The 16,936-nt window shown below is 62.6% G+C and carries 18 protein-coding genes; 5 read left to right on the top strand and 13 right to left on the bottom strand.

Annotation, left to right across the window (positions count from 1 at the left end):
• Positions 1-51 precede the first annotated feature (51 nt).
• Positions 52-627, top strand: coding sequence for a TMEM175 family protein (locus tag NKH21_RS07070; protein WP_352863713.1), 576 nt, complete (start codon positions 52-54; stop codon positions 625-627).
• A 122-nt stretch (positions 628-749) separates the two neighbouring features.
• Here NKH21_RS07070 and NKH21_RS07065 read toward each other — a convergent pair whose 3' ends face one another.
• A complete protein-coding gene (locus tag NKH21_RS07065) occupies positions 750-1,031 on the bottom strand; it encodes a hypothetical protein (RefSeq protein WP_023721174.1) in 282 nt (93 codons plus the stop codon).
• A 129-nt stretch (positions 1,032-1,160) separates the two neighbouring features.
• Between NKH21_RS07065 and NKH21_RS07060 the strand changes: the two genes are divergently transcribed.
• Positions 1,161-2,024, top strand: coding sequence for an SDR family NAD(P)-dependent oxidoreductase (locus NKH21_RS07060; protein ID WP_352863711.1), 864 nt, complete (start codon positions 1,161-1,163; stop codon positions 2,022-2,024).
• A 51-nt stretch (positions 2,025-2,075) separates the two neighbouring features.
• Here NKH21_RS07060 and NKH21_RS07055 read toward each other — a convergent pair whose 3' ends face one another.
• The 3 genes from NKH21_RS07055 to NKH21_RS07045 all read right to left on the bottom strand — a co-directional run bounded on the left by NKH21_RS07055 (position 2,076) and on the right by NKH21_RS07045 (position 3,817).
• On the bottom strand, positions 2,076-2,507 hold the full coding sequence (locus NKH21_RS07055) for a low affinity iron permease family protein (RefSeq protein ID WP_352490368.1): 432 nt from the start codon (positions 2,505-2,507) through the stop codon (positions 2,076-2,078).
• An 85-nt stretch (positions 2,508-2,592) separates the two neighbouring features.
• Positions 2,593-3,234, bottom strand: coding sequence for a DapH/DapD/GlmU-related protein (locus NKH21_RS07050; RefSeq protein WP_352863709.1), 642 nt, complete (start codon positions 3,232-3,234; stop codon positions 2,593-2,595).
• A 94-nt stretch (positions 3,235-3,328) separates the two neighbouring features.
• Positions 3,329-3,817, bottom strand: coding sequence for a CreA family protein (locus tag NKH21_RS07045; RefSeq protein WP_023676745.1), 489 nt, complete (start codon positions 3,815-3,817; stop codon positions 3,329-3,331).
• A gap of 203 nt (positions 3,818-4,020) precedes the next feature.
• Here NKH21_RS07045 and NKH21_RS07040 point away from each other — a divergent pair, with 203 nt between their 5' ends.
• On the top strand, positions 4,021-4,599 hold the full coding sequence (locus NKH21_RS07040; protein ID WP_352863707.1) for an SCO family protein: 579 nt from the start codon (positions 4,021-4,023) through the stop codon (positions 4,597-4,599).
• Between the two features lie 11 nt (positions 4,600-4,610).
• Positions 4,611-5,483, top strand: coding sequence for a 50S ribosomal protein L11 methyltransferase (locus NKH21_RS07035; RefSeq protein ID WP_352863705.1), 873 nt, complete (start codon positions 4,611-4,613; stop codon positions 5,481-5,483).
• Positions 5,484-5,495: 12 nt separating this feature from the next.
• Here NKH21_RS07035 and NKH21_RS07030 read toward each other — a convergent pair whose 3' ends face one another.
• Positions 5,496-5,831, bottom strand: coding sequence for a hypothetical protein (locus tag NKH21_RS07030; RefSeq protein WP_352863704.1), 336 nt, complete (start codon positions 5,829-5,831; stop codon positions 5,496-5,498).
• A 73-nt stretch (positions 5,832-5,904) separates the two neighbouring features.
• Between NKH21_RS07030 and NKH21_RS07025 the strand changes: the two genes are divergently transcribed.
• Positions 5,905-7,749: an aminopeptidase P family protein gene (locus tag NKH21_RS07025; protein ID WP_352863702.1), complete on the top strand. Its 1,845-nt coding sequence runs from the start codon at positions 5,905-5,907 to the stop codon at positions 7,747-7,749.
• Here the strand turns inward: NKH21_RS07025 and NKH21_RS07020 are convergent.
• The 8 genes from NKH21_RS07020 to lpxC all read right to left on the bottom strand — a co-directional run bounded on the left by NKH21_RS07020 (position 7,739) and on the right by lpxC (position 16,927).
• A complete protein-coding gene (locus NKH21_RS07020) occupies positions 7,739-8,629 on the bottom strand; it encodes a LysR family transcriptional regulator (RefSeq protein ID WP_352863700.1) in 891 nt (296 codons plus the stop codon). The genes NKH21_RS07025 and NKH21_RS07020 overlap by 11 nt on opposite strands.
• Positions 8,630-8,945: 316 nt before the next feature.
• Positions 8,946-9,242, bottom strand: a complete 297-nt coding sequence (locus tag NKH21_RS07015; protein WP_352863698.1) for an AzlD family protein — start codon at positions 9,240-9,242, stop codon at positions 8,946-8,948.
• Positions 9,239-9,967: an AzlC family ABC transporter permease gene (locus tag NKH21_RS07010; protein WP_352863696.1), complete on the bottom strand. Its 729-nt coding sequence runs from the start codon at positions 9,965-9,967 to the stop codon at positions 9,239-9,241. The genes NKH21_RS07015 and NKH21_RS07010 overlap by 4 nt, the downstream gene beginning before the upstream one ends.
• A 121-nt stretch (positions 9,968-10,088) precedes the next feature.
• Complete coding sequence (locus tag NKH21_RS07005; RefSeq protein ID WP_352863694.1) at positions 10,089-10,781, bottom strand: DUF2461 domain-containing protein; 693 nt, start codon at positions 10,779-10,781, stop codon at positions 10,089-10,091.
• Positions 10,781-12,988: an NAD-dependent DNA ligase LigA gene (gene ligA / locus NKH21_RS07000; protein WP_352863692.1), complete on the bottom strand. Its 2,208-nt coding sequence runs from the start codon at positions 12,986-12,988 to the stop codon at positions 10,781-10,783. The genes NKH21_RS07005 and ligA overlap by 1 nt, the downstream gene beginning before the upstream one ends.
• A gap of 230 nt (positions 12,989-13,218) precedes the next feature.
• On the bottom strand, positions 13,219-14,892 hold the full coding sequence (gene recN / locus NKH21_RS06995) for a DNA repair protein RecN (protein WP_352863690.1): 1,674 nt from the start codon (positions 14,890-14,892) through the stop codon (positions 13,219-13,221).
• Positions 14,893-14,905: 13 nt separating this feature from the next.
• Complete coding sequence (locus NKH21_RS06990; protein ID WP_352863688.1) at positions 14,906-15,775, bottom strand: outer membrane protein assembly factor BamD; 870 nt, start codon at positions 15,773-15,775, stop codon at positions 14,906-14,908.
• 204 nt (positions 15,776-15,979) lie between these two features.
• A complete protein-coding gene (lpxC, locus tag NKH21_RS06985; RefSeq protein WP_352863686.1) occupies positions 15,980-16,927 on the bottom strand; it encodes a UDP-3-O-acyl-N-acetylglucosamine deacetylase in 948 nt (315 codons plus the stop codon).
• Positions 16,928-16,936 lie beyond the last annotated feature (9 nt).

Genomic DNA, 16,936 nt, shown 5'->3' with positions numbered 1-16,936 from the left:
GGCGCTGAGCGAGATCATCTTTTAACTTCAGCGGATTGTCAGGGGAGATTCATGGGCAAGGGACGGGTCGAGGCATTTACCGATGGCGTAGTCGCCATCATCATCACCATCATGGTGCTGGAATTGAAGGTGCCGCATGGCGAGGATTTTTCCGCGCTGGCACCACTCTGGCCGATATTCCTCAGCTATGTGCTGTCCTTCATCAATGTCGGCATCTACTGGAACAATTTGCACAACATGTTCCATACCGTGCAGCGGGTCGACGGCCGCGTGCTGTGGGCGAACCTCAACCTGCTGTTCTGGCTATCGCTGATGCCGGCGACGACAGCCTTCATGGGTGAGAACCATTTCGCGCCGGTGCCGGTCGCCGTCTATGGCGTCGACCTGGCGCTCTGCGCCATCGGCTTCAACATCCTCACCATGGCCCTGCATCGGCTGCACGGCAGCGAAACCCTTTTCGCCAGGGCGTTGGGCAACGACCGCAAGGGAAAGATCTCGCTGGTCCTCTATCTTTCCGCCATCGCGCTGACCTTCGTCAATCACTGGATCGGTGTCGCGATCTATGTCCTGGTGGCGATGGTCTGGTTCGTGCCGGACAGGCGCTTCGAGCGGCTAATCGAGAAATAGACGGATCATGATCCCGAACCGAAGGACCGCGTCAGCGAAAAGTGGATGCCGGTTTCGGGAAAGATCATGGTCAAACGAGACGATGGAGCCCCGTCCCGAATTCTATCGGCATGGAACAGGCTCTAGCCTCGCATTTCCTTCAGCTTTTCCGCTACCGAAGCGGCCAGGTCGGCGTAGCGCTCCTCCAGCCGCTCGGCCGCCTTGATCACTGAAAAATCATGGCCGAATTTTTCCAGCGCCATACGCAGCTTTTCGACGAACTCCGCCTGTTTTTCGAGCGCCGAAAACAGCGTTTTCACTTGCGCTTCGCTGATGTCGGGATTGGCAAGCATTTGCGGCACTTCGCGGCTCATCTGGTCGCCGGTTGCGGTCTGTTCTTTCAGGATCTCGATCCAGTCGGTCAATCGTCACTCTCCTTTTTCGATATCAGCATGCGCAGCGCCCGCCGACGCGGTCAACCCGAAGATGCCGGCATCGGCTTGCGCGAGCCTCGTTCCGCGCTAAGTTCGCCGCGGCCAGAACAGGAGAAAATCATGACCACCGACGCCGAGATCCAGACCGCCCTGCCCGCACTTGCCTCCGGTAATGTCGCCGTCATCACCGGCGCAGCCAGCGGCATCGGCCTCGCCGCGGCCAAACGGCTGGCGGCGATGGGCATGAAGATCGTGCTGGCCGATATCGGCGGCGCACGCCTCGATGAGGCCCGACACGCCGTCGCCGCCATCGCCGGCGAGAGCGCCGCGCTTGCCGTTGCCACTGACGTCTCGAAAGCCGACGAGCTCGACCGTTTGGCCGAAAAGACATCCGGCGCCTTTGGCGACGTCTCGCTGCTGATGAACAACGCCGGCGTCGGCAACAACCCCGGCAAGCCCTGGGAGAACCGTGACGCCTGGAAGCGGCTGCTGGACATCAATTTCTGGGGTGTCGTGCATGGCGTCGAGGCCTTCGCGCCGCGCATGCTGGCGGCGGGAAAGCCCGGCTTGATCGTCAACACCGGCTCCAAGCAAGGCATTACCACGCCGCCCGGCAACCTCGCCTACAACGTTTCCAAAGCTGGCGTGAAGACCTATACCGAGGGCCTTGCACACGCGCTGCGCAACGAGCCCGGCGCCAGTGTCGCGGCGCATCTGCTCATTCCCGGGTTCACTTTTACCGGCCTGACCGAAGGTGCGACCGAAAAGCCGGCCGGCGCGTGGACCGGCGAGCAGGTCATCGACTTCATGCTGGCCTCGCTGCGGCGCGGCGATTTCTACCTCCTGTGTCCCGATAACGAGGCGACCCGGTCCATGGACGAAAAGCGCATGGCCTGGGCGATTGGCGACATCATCGAGAACCGCCCCGCTCTGTCGCGCTGGCACCCGGACTACAAGGAAGCCTTTGCAGCATTCATGAAATGATCCCGCGACCGTTCGCGTAAGCTCTGTTGGGAAGTCGAACAACAAGCTCGCTCACGCCGCGGTATGCTTCTTAGTGTTGCGCTTCTTAGCCACGGCTTTTGCTGCGGCCATGTCGGCGATCTGTTCGTCGTGCCGCTTCGCCGCTCGTTCACATTTGGCGCGGATTTCCTCGACTTCGGATTCGGTCAGGTGTTCGATGCCGATAAAGGTATTCTTGGCTTTGCTGACGCGGATCAACTCGTCGAGCTTGGCCTGAATCGCTGCACTGTCGCGGTTCTGGGTGTTCTGGATGAGAAACACCATCAGGAAGGTGACGATCGTGGTGCCGGTATTGATGACGAGCTGCCACGTGTCGGAAAAGCCGAAGACCGGACCGCTTACCGCCCAGACCACAATGATCAGGAAACAGACGGCAAACGTCGGTGGCAGACCGGCAAGATGGGCGACATAGTTGGCGATCCTGGTGAACAGCTTCTCGATCATGGCAGGGAGAAACAATCGGCAGCTGCCTCAAGTTCCCTGTGAGGTGGAATTCACGGTCAAACCGCGCGCGCCGCGCTTGCAAAGATCAGGTGGCGTCGTTTTCCCAGCGGTCGAGGAAAGCCTCGATGGGCAAGACCTGCATGTCGGGGACTGCCCTGGCCAGTTTCTCGACCGGCCAGTCCCACCAGGCAAGACGTTCGATCCGGGCCGCAGTTTCCGCGCTGAAGCGCTGCCGCAATGGCCGGGCCGGAACGCTGGCGACGATTGCATAGGCCGGCACGTCTCGCGTCACCACCGCATTGGCACCGACGATCGCGCCATTGCCGATCACTACGCCAGGCATGATCACGGCGCCATGGCCGATCCAGACATCATGGCCGATGCTGACGGCTTTCGCCCGCCGCCGGTCGCGGAACGCCTGATCGACACCCAGCCAGCGGAAATATTCGTTGGGCCGATAGCTGATCTTGTGCTGCGTCAGCCGCTCGACCGGATGCTCCAGCGCATTGATGCGGCTGTTGGCGGCGATCGAGCAGAATTTGCCGATCGTCGTATAGATCGCCTCGGCATGGCGCTCGAAGTAGGAGAAGTCGCCGACCGTCACCTCGCGCAGGATGACCCGCTCGCCGATCGACGCATAGCGTCCAAGCTTGCACGCCTTCAACTCCGCCGTCGGATGGATGCGCGGCTCGGGATCTTTCAGGACAAGGTGTTCGGGACGGTCCATGCGGGCGCTTTACGCCCGCGCGCATAGTCTCGCAAGCCGAGTGCAGCGCCGCACATCCGTTTGGGCGCCAAGGACCCTGTAGCACCTTAAGTCTCTATTTCGGCTTGCCGCTGGTCCACACCACGTTCTGGCCGTAGAGCGGCACAGTGGTGACCGACATTTTTGCCGAGCCATCCTGCACCTGGCGCGAATGCGACAGGTAAATCAGCGTCTCGTTGGCCTTGTCGTAGATGCGGTTCACCACCTGCTTTTTCCAGATCAGGCTGATGCCTTGCTTGAACACCTCCTCGCCGGCCTCGCTCATGTCGATGTCGCCAATGGTGATCGGCCCGGTCTGGCGGCAGGAGATCGAGGAATCGGACGGGTCCTCGAACCAGTTGCCTTTCTGCAGGCGGTCGATCACGCCGCGGTCGAAATAGGAGACGTGGCAGGTCACGCCCTCGACCTTCGGATCCTTGATCGCCTCGACGATGATGTCGTTGCCGAGCCAATCGACGCCGACCTTGCCGACTTCCTCGGCGGCGGCGGCGCCAGCGCCAATGACAAGGCATGCGGCCAGCGCGCCGCCAATCAGTTTTCGCAAAGAGGCCTCCTGCGGTTCGAATTTTGCCGACCTCAGGTGGGACGAACGGCAGCGCTTTGCAAGCAGATCGCCTCCCACAGCATTGCCGGTTGCGGCAACGCGACATCTTTGCGTCGGCGCGACCGAACCGCTAAGAGTGTTCGCCAAGCCAGGGCTTCACGGCGCCAACCCGGCGCCGATGGAAATAACGACGGACTTCACTGATGATGCGTTCAATTCTGGTCGGTATTCTCGTCCTGATGGCCGCAGGAATCGGTTGGCTCACCTTCGACTGGTACCGCGGACATTATGGCGGCGAGCCGTTCGGAGCACCTTTCACGCTGGTCGACCAGAAGGGCACGCCGGTCACCGAAGCCGCCTTTCGCGGCCACCCCAGCGTCGTCTTCTTCGGCTTCACACACTGTCCGGAAGTCTGCCCGACCACGCTTTTCGAGTTGGCCGGCTGGCTGAAGACGATGGGCGACGACGGCAAGAACCTGCGTGCCTATTTCGTTACGATCGACCCGGAGCGCGATACGCCCGAAATCATGAACACCTATGTCAGCAATTTCTCCGATCGCATCCTCGGCATCACCGGCGATCCGGATAAGGTCCACGCCATGGCCAAGTCCTTCGGCATCTACTGGAAGAAAGTCGACACGAACGACGGCGACTACACGATGGACCACACCGCTTCGGTGCTGCTGCTCAATGCCAAGGGCGATTTTGCCGGCACCATTGCCTATGGCGAAAGCCCGGACGCCGCCATCGCCAAGCTCAAACGGCTGGCGGCGGAAGGTTGACATATCCGGTAATGACGCAGACGCGTTTGTATTTCACCGCGGGCAAGATCGAGGCTGATCGCATCTTCGCGGCGCTCGGTGCGGCATTCGACGATGAGGGCCTGCCGATTGCGGTGCTCGAGGTCGACGAGGACCGCGACATCCACGAAGTATCGCTCTATGCCGACGACGACGTCGATGCGGTCGAGGCGCGGCTTAGGGGCATCCTTGCCGGACTGTCACTGTCAAAACCGATAGCGCGCGAAGCGCTGCCCGACATCGACTGGGTGGCGCGCTCGCTAGAGGGATTGAAGCCGGTGCGGGCCGGCCGCTTCTTCGTCCATGGCGCGCATGACCGCAGGAAGCGCCACAGCGGCGAGCTCGCCATCGAGATCGAGGCCGGCCTTGCCTTCGGCACCGGCCACCACGGCACCACAGCCGGCTGCCTCGAAATGCTGGAGCAGGTCATACGGCGCGAGCATCCGCGCAACGCGCTCGACCTTGGCACCGGCAGCGCGGTGCTCGCCATCGCGGTAGCCAAGCTCGCGCATATTCCGGTGCTGGCGGCCGACATCGACCCCGTCGCCGTCAAGGTGGCCGCCGCCAATGCGCGGCTGAACCAGGTCAAAGGGTTTATTGAAACGGTAGCGGCGCCCGGTTTTCATCATCCGATCTTTGCCGCGCGTGCGCCCTTCGACCTGATCGTCGCCAACATATTGGCGCGGCCGCTGATGCGTCTGGCGCCGCAAATGGCCGGGAATATCGCGCTTGGTGGCTCAATCGTTTTGTCGGGCATCCTCGGGCGCCAGCGCGACGCGGTAGTCGCGGCCTATGTCGGCCAGAAATTCCGGCACGTCCGCACCTTGCACCGCGAGGGCTGGGTGACGATTCACCTCAAGCGCTGAGGCGCAGCGCCTTCAGCGCAAGCCGGAATCAGCTCGGACCGAGCGCGAGTTCGCCACTTTCTTCAGCTGTTCGCGATCGTAGCCGTGAGCTTTCAGCGTTTCGTCATCGAAGCCAAGCAGAACGCCGCTCACATACCTGCTCGCTTCGCGCTGGCGAGCTTCGATCAGCGCGTTCACAGCGTTTCTGAAAAATCCGCGTCTGGCTGAAATCGTGGACATGACGGTCTCCTTTGCAGGGCAATAGGACTCTTTCCTCCACGTGAAGAAGGTAAGCCCTGCTGACGCTTTTTGAAATCGCCGATTCTGCATGGCCTCCATGCGCAAAAGGACGCTGTGGCGGCCAGCCATGATCGGTCCGAAAATCGATTCCGATTTTCCAACTCATGCGCTACGGTCGCGCCAGCATTCGAGGAGAGCCGACATGTTCCAGACCTTCGATTCCGCCGGCGATCCGGCCGTTGGCAAGCCGCGCGTGGCAATGCTGCGCCAATGGTTGGCGGCGAACGGGCTGGATGGCTTCATCGTGCCCCGTGCCGACGAGCACCAGGGCGAATATGTCGCCGACCGCTCGGCACGACTGAAATGGCTGACCGGCTTCAGCGGCTCGGCCGGAGTCGCCATTGTGCTTGACGAGCGCGCCGTCATGTTTGTCGACGGGCGCTACACGCTGCAGGTGCGCCAGGAAGTCGATCTCGACATCTTTTCAATCGAGAGCCTTGTCGACAACCCGCCGGCCAACTGGATCAAGGACAATCTCGGCAAGGGCGTGCGGTTGGGCTTCGATCCGTGGCTGCATACGATCAGCGACGTCAGGGCGCTGAAGGCCTCGGCCGAGAAATCAGGCGCGATACTGGTGCCACTCGAAGAGAATCCAATCGACGCCATCTGGCAGGACCAGCCCGGGCCGCCACTGGCGCCGGTCGAGATCCACCCGATCGGCTTTGCCGGCGAACTGGCCAAGGACAAGCTGGTGCGGCTGGCGGCGGCCATCGAGAAGGACGGCTCCACCCATGCCGTGCTGACCGACCCCTCTTCCATTGCCTGGGCCTTCGACATCCGTGGCGGCGACGTACCGCACACACCGCTGGCGCTCGGCTTTGCCGTGCTGGCCGCCGACGGCTCGCATCTGCTTTTCATGGACCAGCGCAAGTTTTCGCGCACCGTCGCGGCCTACCTGACGCAACTCGCCGAATTGCATGAACCCGGTGAATTCGAAACGGCAATCGTCACCCTGGCCAAGGGCGGCGCAAAAATCGCGCTGGACCCGGTTCTCGCGGCGGACAAGCTCAGGATGCTGGTTGAGGATAATGGCGGCACCGTCATTGCCGTGCCCGATCCAGCCCGCATTCCACGCGCAACAAAGAACAAAGCTGAGATCGCCGGCGCACGCGCCGCGCATCGCCGCGACGGCGCCGCGGTCGCCAAGCTGCTGTGCTGGCTCGACCGCCAGAAGCCCGGCACGCTCGACGAAATCGCCGTTGTCACCAGGCTTGAGGAGACGCGCCGTCAGACCGGCGAAGAAACACAGATGCCGCTGCGCGACGTATCGTTCGACACCATCTCCGGCGCTGGTCCTAACGGCGCCATCATGCACTACCGCGTCTCCCGCGCCACCAATCGCAAGCTGGGGGATGGCGAGCTGTTCCTGCTCGACTCCGGCGGGCAGTACCAGGACGGCACCACCGACATCACCCGCACCGTGCCGATCGGCACGCCAACCGAGGAGATGCGCGAACGCTTCACGCTGGTGCTGAAAGGCATGATCGGCATCTCCATGCTGCGCTTCCCGCAAGGCACGCGCGGCTCCGAAATCGATGCCGTAGCGCGCCTGGCGCTGTGGAGACACGGATGCGACTTCGCCCATGGCACCGGACACGGTGTCGGCTCCTATCTTGCCGTGCATGAGGGCCCGCAGCGTATCGCGAAGACCGGCACCGAAAAGCTGCTGGCCGGCATGATCCTCTCCAACGAGCCCGGCTATTACAAGGAAGGTTCCTACGGCATCCGCATCGAGAATCTCGTCCTGGTGACGCCGGCTGAAGCGATCGAGGGCGGCGACATCGCCATGCATGGCTTCGAGACACTGACGCTGGCCCCGATCGACAAGCGGCTGGTCCGATCGGACCTCTTAACCCGTGACGAGCTCCATTGGCTCGACGAATACCATGCGCGGGTGCTGGCCGAGATCGGACCGATGCTCGACGGCGAAACGCTGGCCTGGCTGGAAAAAGCAACCGCCCCGCTGCCGCACGACTTCAAGCAATAGCCGCGGCCGCAACGCCGGTTGACAGGCTTTGCTCCGCAAGCAGTTCCTGCAAAGCCGTGACGTTGGGAGAACCGGCTCCCTTGCGCCAGAACAACACCGTGACGGCGTTGTCTTCGTCAGCGGGCAGTTCGTGCAGCTTTAGCCAGCGGCTCTCCGGGAAACCCGAAAGCACACTTTTCGGCATCAGCGCTATGCCCATGCCAGCCACCACGCAACCAAGGATGGCATGGTATGAACCAAGCTCGATGGTTTTCTCGGCCATGAACCCTCTGCGCGCATACCATTGTTCCAGCCGCTTTCGGTGCGGGCAGCCGTGCTCGAAGGCTATCATGGTTTTGGGCATGTCCAGGCGGTCGTCGATCGAAACGCGCGATGCCGCCGAGACAATGACCAGCTGCTCCTGGAATGCTGACTGCTTTTCGAACGGAGCGTCGGCGATCGGCTCGGCGGCGAAGGCCGCATCGAGTTCGCCGGCAAGCATGGCGGTCGCGAGAACCTGCGGATTGCCGGTGCGCAACTGGATTTCCACTTCGGGATAACGTGCGTGATAATCGGCGAGCAGACTTGGAAGCCGGGCCGCGGCGGTGCTCTCCATGGCACCTAGGCGAAGCGTGCCGCACGGGCGTGGATCGAGCATCGCCGTTCGAGCCTCCTCCGCAAGCGCCAGCAGCCGATCCGCATAGCCGACCAATTTGTGACCGGCCGGCGATACGTGCAGGCGCTTGCCCTCCCGGATAAACAGCTGCACGCCGAGATCCTCCTCGAGCTGCCGGATGCGTGTGGTCACGTTCGACTGCACGCGAAACAGTTTTTCCGCTGCCCTGGTGATTCCGCCCTCGCGCACCACCGTGCGGAAGATGCGCAGATCGGCCAAATCCATACATCTCTCCTGGAGAACATAACGATCTTAATTATTCATTTTAACTGATTATGCCTTTCCCGTAAATCGCCGGTGTAGCTGCCGATCAACACGGCAAACCAGGGGAGATGGAAATGTCGCGTGAGCCCTTCGGCATCCAGCCGATCGATCTAAGCGCATTGACGCCGAAGCAGCGCGAAGCGCTCTATAGCGACGCCGTGCGTTGCGCCCACCAGGAGAGAGCGGAAGCGATCCGGCTGAGCCTGTCGCGGGTCGGCACGGCAATAGTCGCTGCGGTAAAGCGCATGTGTGCTCTCGCCGCCAAGGCAAAAGTCGATCAGCCGACGAGCTGCCGCGCGAGGATCAGCACGGCAGCACCCGCCAGGAACATCGCCATCAGGCCGCCGCGCAGTGAGGCAAGGCCTGCAACGATCAAGGCTGTCCATTCCGCCGGCCCGGCGCTGAGCGCCGCCGGCGCCACCAGCGTGGTCAGCACCGCCGCCGGCACGGCGCTGAGCCCGGCTTCGACGCGCGGATGGATATGATCGAAGCGGGAGATCACCAGATGACCGCCGATGCGGGTCAGATAGGTCGCGATCGAAGCGGCGATGATGATCCACAAGGTCGTGCTCATGGCCGTGCCTCCACGCCGCTGTGGCGGGGCGGCAGGATGACGGCGAGCAGCACGCCGGCCAGCGCACCTATGGAGACATGCCAGGGCGAGCCGACCGTCTTGTAGGCAATGATGGAGGCGGCAGCGCTGGCGACGACCACCGGCAGCCACAGCGGCCGCTTGCGGAAGCTCATGACCAGGCCGAGAAAATAGATCGGCAGCAGGAAATCGACGCCCAGCGCATGGGTGTCGGGAATAAGCTTGCCGAACATCGCGCCGAGCGCGCTTTCGATGATCCAGAACACATAGACCGGCAGCCCAAGCCCCATATACCAGGTGAACCCGACGGTCTCGCCGGCCTCCGCCTTGCGCTCGGCCACCGCGAACTGCGGATCGGTAAGCACGAAGTAGCCTATCGCCTGCTGGATCAGTGGCCAATGCGCGATGCGCCGGCCGATACCGGCCGAATAGAGCACATGGCGAAAATTCACGGCGAAGATCGACAGCACGATCAGCCACGGCGCGACATGCTGGCCGAACAGCTCGATGCCGACCATCTGGCTGGCGCCGCCGAACACCGTTGCGCTCATCAGGAACGCTTCGAGCACGGAAAACCCGTTGTCGACTGCGAGCGCCCCGAACAGCAACGCAAACGGCGCCGACGCCACCACGACGGGCATGCTGAGCCGCACGCCGTCCCAGAAATCGTTTTTCGCGCTGTTTTCGGAGATTGCTTCCGCCGACATCGACCGCTCCTCGGGAAGGGCCTATGTAGGGAGGGCGGTCCGGCTTGTCACACCAATTCGCTTGAGGCAAACGATCAGCGGAAATGACAGCTGAAGCGTCGCGGCAAGCGCGCTTCCGTGCCTAGCGCGGCGAAGCTTTGCCTTCGATCGCCCTGCCCCAGTCGAGCAGCGGTTTTGCCCGCATGACGAAGTCGATGAGTTCGTCGACCAATCCAGCTCCGTAGATATCCGCGGGCTCGATTGCGTGCCGGACGGCAAAATGGCGGTTGCGGATAGCGGCAGCGAGATCGGGCTCGGCGATATGCTCGAAGCCGCGCGGCGTGCGCTTCATGCAGCCGTCGGGGTCGAGCTCGAGGCCGTTCTTCTTCAGCGCCGCGACGAGGGTGCGGAATTCAGCGGGCCGCTTCGCGATCGCGTTGCGCAGCGCCAGCAATAGCTCGGGTCCGGGCTGCCACCAGGCAACGGCGGCAAAGCAGCGCTCGAGCCCGATATGGACGTAAAACACGCCCTGTTCCATCTTGGTGCCGTCAGGCGAAAGGATCGCCGACAAGTGCCGGTTATAGGGCCGCTTGTCCTTGGCGAAGCGCACGTCGCGGTTGATACGGAACAGCGACTTCTTGCGATCACCCCGCAAGCCCAGCCCCGCGGCCGTGAAGCGCTCGGAGAGCGTTTCCACCAGATCGCCGAAAGGGTCGCGCAGGTCGCGCTCGAAAAGATCGCGGTTTTCCAAAAACCACTCCCGGCTCTGATGAAAATCGAGCGCCTTGAGGAATGGAATGGCCTTTTGCCCAAAACCATTGAACGCAGCCGCCATCACCCGCCCTTGCCGATCCGCTGCAGCCAGGTGTCCTCGTCGATCACCTCGATGCCGAATTTGGTCGCGTCCTTCAGCTTGGAACCGGCGCCTGGCCCTGCCACCAGGAGATCGGTCTTCGCAGAAACCGAGCCGGCGACCTTCGCGCCGAGACGTTCGACCATCGCCTTGGCCTCCGGGCGCGTCATCTTTTCCAACGTGCCTGTAAACACGATCGTCTTGCCAGCGACCGCACTGTCGGCTGAGACGTTCACAATGTATGGCCTCGGGTGGACCTGCGTGAGCAGCGCTTCAAGCACGGCGTCGTTGCGTTCATTGCCGAAGAAATCGCGAAGCGCGCCTATCACCGTATCGCCGATGCCGTTGATCGAAGGAAAAACGGTGTGTGGATCGGCTGCCGCTGCTGTCTCCTTGCCAATGCGGATCAACTCCTCGATCGTCGAGAAGGTTCGGGCCAGCACAGCGGCCGTCGTTTCGCCGATATGGCGGATGCCCAGCGCAAAGATGAAGCGATCGAGTTCCGGTTCGCGGCGAGCGTCGATGGCAGCGAAGAGCTTGTCGAGGCCGTCGTAGTTGCGTTCCTCGACACTGCGTACATTCTTGCGCGTCTTGCCCGATGCGGCCTCACGCTGCCTGGCCTGCTCTTCCCGCCGCTCCGCCAGCGCCTTGGTGACGGCGGGACGGCGGTCCCTGAGAGTGAAGATATCGGCGGCTGTCCTGATCAACCCGGCATTGAAGAACAGGTCTATGTTTTCCGCGCCCAGGCCTTCGATATCCAGTGCGCCGCGCGACACAAAGTGGCGCAATCCTTCGACGGCCTGCGCAGGGCAGATCAGTTCGCCGGTGCAACGTCGGCGGGAATCTTCCTTGCCGGTCTTCTCGTTGATTTCGCGCGTTGCGGGTGAGCCGCAGATCGGACATTTGTGCGGGAATTCGTAGGGCACGGCATCTGGCGGACGCTTATCGGCTACGACGCTGACGATCTGCGGAATGACGTCCCCTGCCCGCTGGATGACCACCGTGTCGCCAATACGTACGTCATAGCCGTCGCGGATCGGCTGGCCGTTGCTGTCCAGACCCTTGATGTAATCTTCGTTGTGAAGCGTGACATTTTCAACCACGACGCCGCCAACCGTGACGGGTGCAAGCCGGGCAACGGGCGCCAGCGTACCGGTACGGCCGACCTGAATGTCGATCCTCAGCACGGTTGTCATCGCCTGTTCGGCCGGAAATTTGTGGGCGATGGCCCAGCGTGGTTCGCCGGTGACGAAGCCCCATCTGCGCTGCAACTCCAACTGGTCGACCTTGTAGACGACGCCGTCGATGTCGTAGCCCAGCGATGAGCGCTGGGTCTCGATCAGGTGATAATGCGCGACCAGTTCCTCGATCGATCTTGCCCGGACCATCAGCGGGCTGACCTTGAACCCCCACTCCGCGAATTTCTGCACGGAATCGTACTGGGTCGGAGCCGGATCCTTTGAGGTATAGCCCCAGGCGTAGGCAAAGAATTTGAGGTTGCGGCTGGCGGTAACGGACGGGTCCTTCTGACGGAGCGACCCGGCCGCGGTATTGCGCGGATTGACGTAATCCTGGCCGCCGATCGCCGCCGAGCGTTGCTTCAACGCCTCGAATTCCGCGTAGGTCATATAGACCTCACCGCGTATTTCGATGACCTCGGGCCAGTCCGATCCCTTCAAGGTCTTGGGAATATCGGCGATGGTCTTGAGATTGGCGGTGATGTCCTCGCCGACGACGCCGTCGCCACGCGTTGCCCCCTGTACGAACGCACCGCCTTCATACCGCAGGGAAGCCGATAGCCCGTCGATCTTCGGCTCAGCCGTGAAGGCGATGCTCAGATCCTTGTCGCGGTCAAAGAATCGCCGGCCCCGTTCTATGAAGTCCGCGACGTCCTGGTCTGTATAGGCCTTGGCGAGGCTGAGCATCGGCACCGCGTGGCGCACCTTGGCAAAACCTTCCGCCGGCGGCGCGCCGACCCTGCGTGAGGGCGAATCCTCACGCAGCAAAGCAGGAAAGCGCTGTTCGATGGCGAGGTTGCGCCGCGTCAGCGCGTCATATTCCGCGTCCGTGATTATCGGCGCGTCCTCGCCATGGTAGCGCCGGTCGTGCTCGGCGATCTCCTGCGCCAACCGCTTCAACTCGCTTGCCGCCTCGCTTTCGCTGAGCGAATCGACTGGTTTTTCGTCCATACACTGCTCCCTCCACGGTGGCGCGACACAATAGAACAGGATTCTCTCATGAGGGAGAGACCAGACACGGAAAATCATTCCTGAACAGCAGGATGGAGCCAGGCCCTGACTCTGGTCACGAGCGCCGGAAACGAACTCGTCTAGAGCAATTCCAGGAAAAGTGTGAAACGGTTTTCCGTCCGGAATTGCGCAAAACAAAGAGGTAGAGCGGTTCGGCGTGATGAACCGCTCTAGGCTGCCGCGATGTTCTCCCGCAGCAACCGCTCGGCCGCCGCGCGCGCCTCGTCGGTGATGGTGGCGCCGGCGAGCATGCGTGCGATCTCTTCCTGCCGCGCCGCCCGGTCCATCTCGGCGATGCCGGTCGAGACCCGGTCGGCCCCGCCCGATTTGGAGATCAGGAAATGCGTCGCCGCGCGCGCCGCCACTTGCGGTGCATGCGTGACCGAAAGCACCTGCACGCGTTTTGCCAGCCGCGCCAGCCGCTGGCCGATGGCGTCGGCAACCGCGCCGCCGACACCGGTGTCGATTTCATCAAAGACCAAGGTCGGCGCCGAACCCCGGTCAGCGAGTGCTACCTTCAACGCCAGCAGGAAGCGCGAAAGCTCGCCGCCGGAAGCGACCTTCATCATTGGACCGGGCCTGGTGCCGGGATTGGTGCGCACCCAGAACTCGACCTGGTCGATACCTTCTTCCATGCGGCTCTCGGCATCGCTTGCGATCTCGACGATGAACTCGGCCCGTTCGAGCTTCAGCGCCGGCAGTTCGGCCATTACCGCCTTGGTCAGCCCGACGGCCGCCGCATGGCGAAGCGACGACAGCTGGGCCGCCGTAGTGTCATAGGCCTGGCGCGCCGCTGCAGCCTGTTTCTCCAGCGCATGCAGGCGCTCCTCGCCGGCGTCGAGATCGGCAAGGTCGGCAGCCATGGTGTCACGCAATTGCGCCAGGTCATCGACGGCGACGCTGTGCTTGCGCGAGGCGGCACGCAGCGAAAACAGCCGCTCCTCAGCCTTTTCCAGCCGCTGCGGATCATATTCGGTGGCGCGAAGTGCTGCTTCCACGCCCGACTGCGCCGCGTCGAGCGACAGCATCGCCTCGTCGAGCGATTTGACGACATCCTCGAGCAGCCCGGGCGCTTCGGTCACCTTGCGCTGCAGCCGCCTGAGCAGGCTGGCCAATTGCGGCAAGGGCGAGGACGGACCCGAGAGCACATCCTGCGCATCGTGGATTTCCGAGGCGATCTTTTCGGCTCGCATCATCGCGGCGCGCAGTTCGGCCAGCTCCGTCTCTTCGCCCGGCTGCGGATCGAGCCTGGTCAATTCGGCGACCGCTGCACGCAGATAGTCGGCCTCGCGGGCAGCTGCCTCGACTTTGGCCCGGTGTCGTGAAAATTCCTGCTCGCAGGTACGCCAATGCCGCCACGCCTCGCCGGTTGCCCGAGCAGCGTCGAGATGACCGCCGAAACTGTCGAGCAGCTCGCGATGCGCGCCGGGATCGACCAAAGCGCGCTCGTCATGCTGGCCGTGGATCTCGACCAGCGCACGGCCGATGTCGCGCATCAGCGTCACGCTGGACGGCTGGTCGTTGACGAAAACACGCGTGCGGCCGTCCGCCGTCTGGACGCGGCGCAGGATGATGTCGCCGTCGTCCTCGATGGCATTATCGGATAGCAGCATGCGGGCCGCGTGGTTGCGCGGCACGTCGAACACGGCGATGACTTGGCCTTGTGCCGCGCCATGCCGCACCAGCGAGGCGTCGCCGCGGGCGCCAAGCGCCAGCGACAATGCGTCGAGCAAGATAGACTTTCCGGCGCCGGTTTCGCCGGTCAGCACCGAAAGGCCGGACGAGAAGTCGATGTCCAGCTTCTCGATCAGAACGATATCGCGGATCGACAGCCTGGAGAGCATGGTGACGCGCCGCTCAGGCGCCGGTGATCAGCTTCCCGGCCTTGGAGATCCACGATCCGGCATTCTCGCGCGGCTCGAGCCCACCACTCTGCAGGAGCTTGTAGGAGTCCTTGTACCACTGGCTGTCGGGATAGTTGGTGCCGAGCACGGCCGCAGCGGTCTGCGCTTCCGACGTCAGCCCCATCGCATAGTAGCTCTCGGTAAGGCGCGCCAGCGCCTCCTCGACATGGCGGGTGTTGGAATAGTTCTCCACGACGTTGCGGAACCGTTTGACGGCCGCGATGTATTCGCGGCGCTCGAGATAGTAGCGGCCGATCTGCATCTCCTTGCCGGCGAGCTGATCGTTGGCGAAGCGGATCTTCTCCTTGGCATCGTCGACATATTCGGAAGTCGGCCAGCGCGTCACCAAGTCCTGCATCGTCTGCGCGGTAAGACGCGCTTCCTTCTGGTCCTGGGTGACGTCCTTGATCTGACGGTAGTAGCTCAGCCCGATAATATACTGGGCATAGGCTGCATCGTCGGTCGACGGGTAGAGGGTCAGGTAGCGCTTGGCCGAACCGATCGCCTCGTCGTAATTGCCCTGACGGTAGTCGGCAAAGGCACCCATCACCATCGATTTGCGGGCGAATTCGGAATATGGATGCTGGCGGTCGACGGCATCGAACTTGCGGCTTGCCTCCTGCAGGCGCCCGGCATTCAGATTGGCGAGACCCTGATTGTAGAGCACGTCGGCCGGCTCGGTCTGATCGACATAGGTCGACAGATCGACGTCCTTCTCGGACGACATGCAGGCCGACAGAAACAGCGATGGAACGACCACCGAAAGCGCCAGGAAAACAGCCCGCCGCAGCGCCTTCGATTGACCAGCTCGCTTGAAAAACATGTTTGGATTCCGCCCTTTCGGCGTCATTTCAGTCGACGGCAGCAGCCATAAACCATAATTGCCTTGCCCGGCAACGCTATCCCCGGCCAATCGCACATTTTTGTGGCGGTTTGGCGCCACCTGGAAAGCTGCGTAATTTGGCCGGCCGGTGATGCATCCATGCAACACAGCTTGACCGCAACGGGAGCCGTAAGACCTTAAGAATCAGATCATCCAGGGCGCATAGAGGGGTGCGTTGACGGCGCTCATCTCGGCGGTCCGGCCGCGTTCGCGGCGCGTCGTCTCGACGATCTCGAAAGCAGAACGGTCCGACAAGAGACGGCGCAGCGCAGCGGCGTTCAGCCTGTGGCCACCACGATAGGAGCGGAAGCAGCCGATGAACCGGGCACCGGCGAGCGCCAGGTCGCCCATCGCATCCATCGTCTTGTGGCGCGCGAACTCGTTGGGATAGCGCAGGCCGCCCATGTTGATCACGCGGTTGTCGTCGCCGATCACCAGAGAGTTTTCCAACGAGGAGCCGAGCGCATAGCCGGCCGCCCACAGCCGCTCGACGTCCTTCATGAAACCGAACGTGCGGGCCCGCGCGACGTCGCGGCGGAAAATGTCGGCGTTCATGTCGGATGCAAAAAGCTGGCGCCCGATCGCCGGGCTTTCGAAATCGATCTCGATCTCGAAGCGCGTGCCGTCATAGGGCCTGAACTCCGCCCAGCAGGCGCCGTTCTCGATACGAACACGCTTGACCACCCTGATGTAGCGACGCTTGACTGGCAGCGTTTCGATGCCTGCCTGGTCAATGGCCTCGACGAACATCACCGCGCTGCCGTCGAGGATAGGTACCTCATGGCCGTCGATTTCGATGACGAGATTGTCGATTCCAAGCCCGAAAAGCGTGGCCATCAGATGCTCGACCGTGGCGATGTGCTCGCCTTGCGGATCGCCAAGCATGGTGGAGAGGTCGGTGGCGCCGACCTCGGAAACGAGCGCGCGAAATTCGTGGCTTCCGCTTGCATTCGAAAGCTGGAAGACGACACCCGTATCGGCATCTGCCGGCAGGAAATGGACGGTGACCGGATTGCCACTGTGGACGCCGATGCCGGTCAGCGTCGCACGCGATTTGAGTGTCGTCTGATAGTCGTGCAAAACAATCCCCATAGCCCGTAC

Source organism: Mesorhizobium sp. M1329 (genome assembly GCF_040318035.1).
In the GTDB taxonomy this organism is placed as follows: domain Bacteria; phylum Pseudomonadota; class Alphaproteobacteria; order Rhizobiales; family Rhizobiaceae; genus Mesorhizobium.
This window is presented reverse-complemented; position numbering and strand designations above follow the sequence as displayed.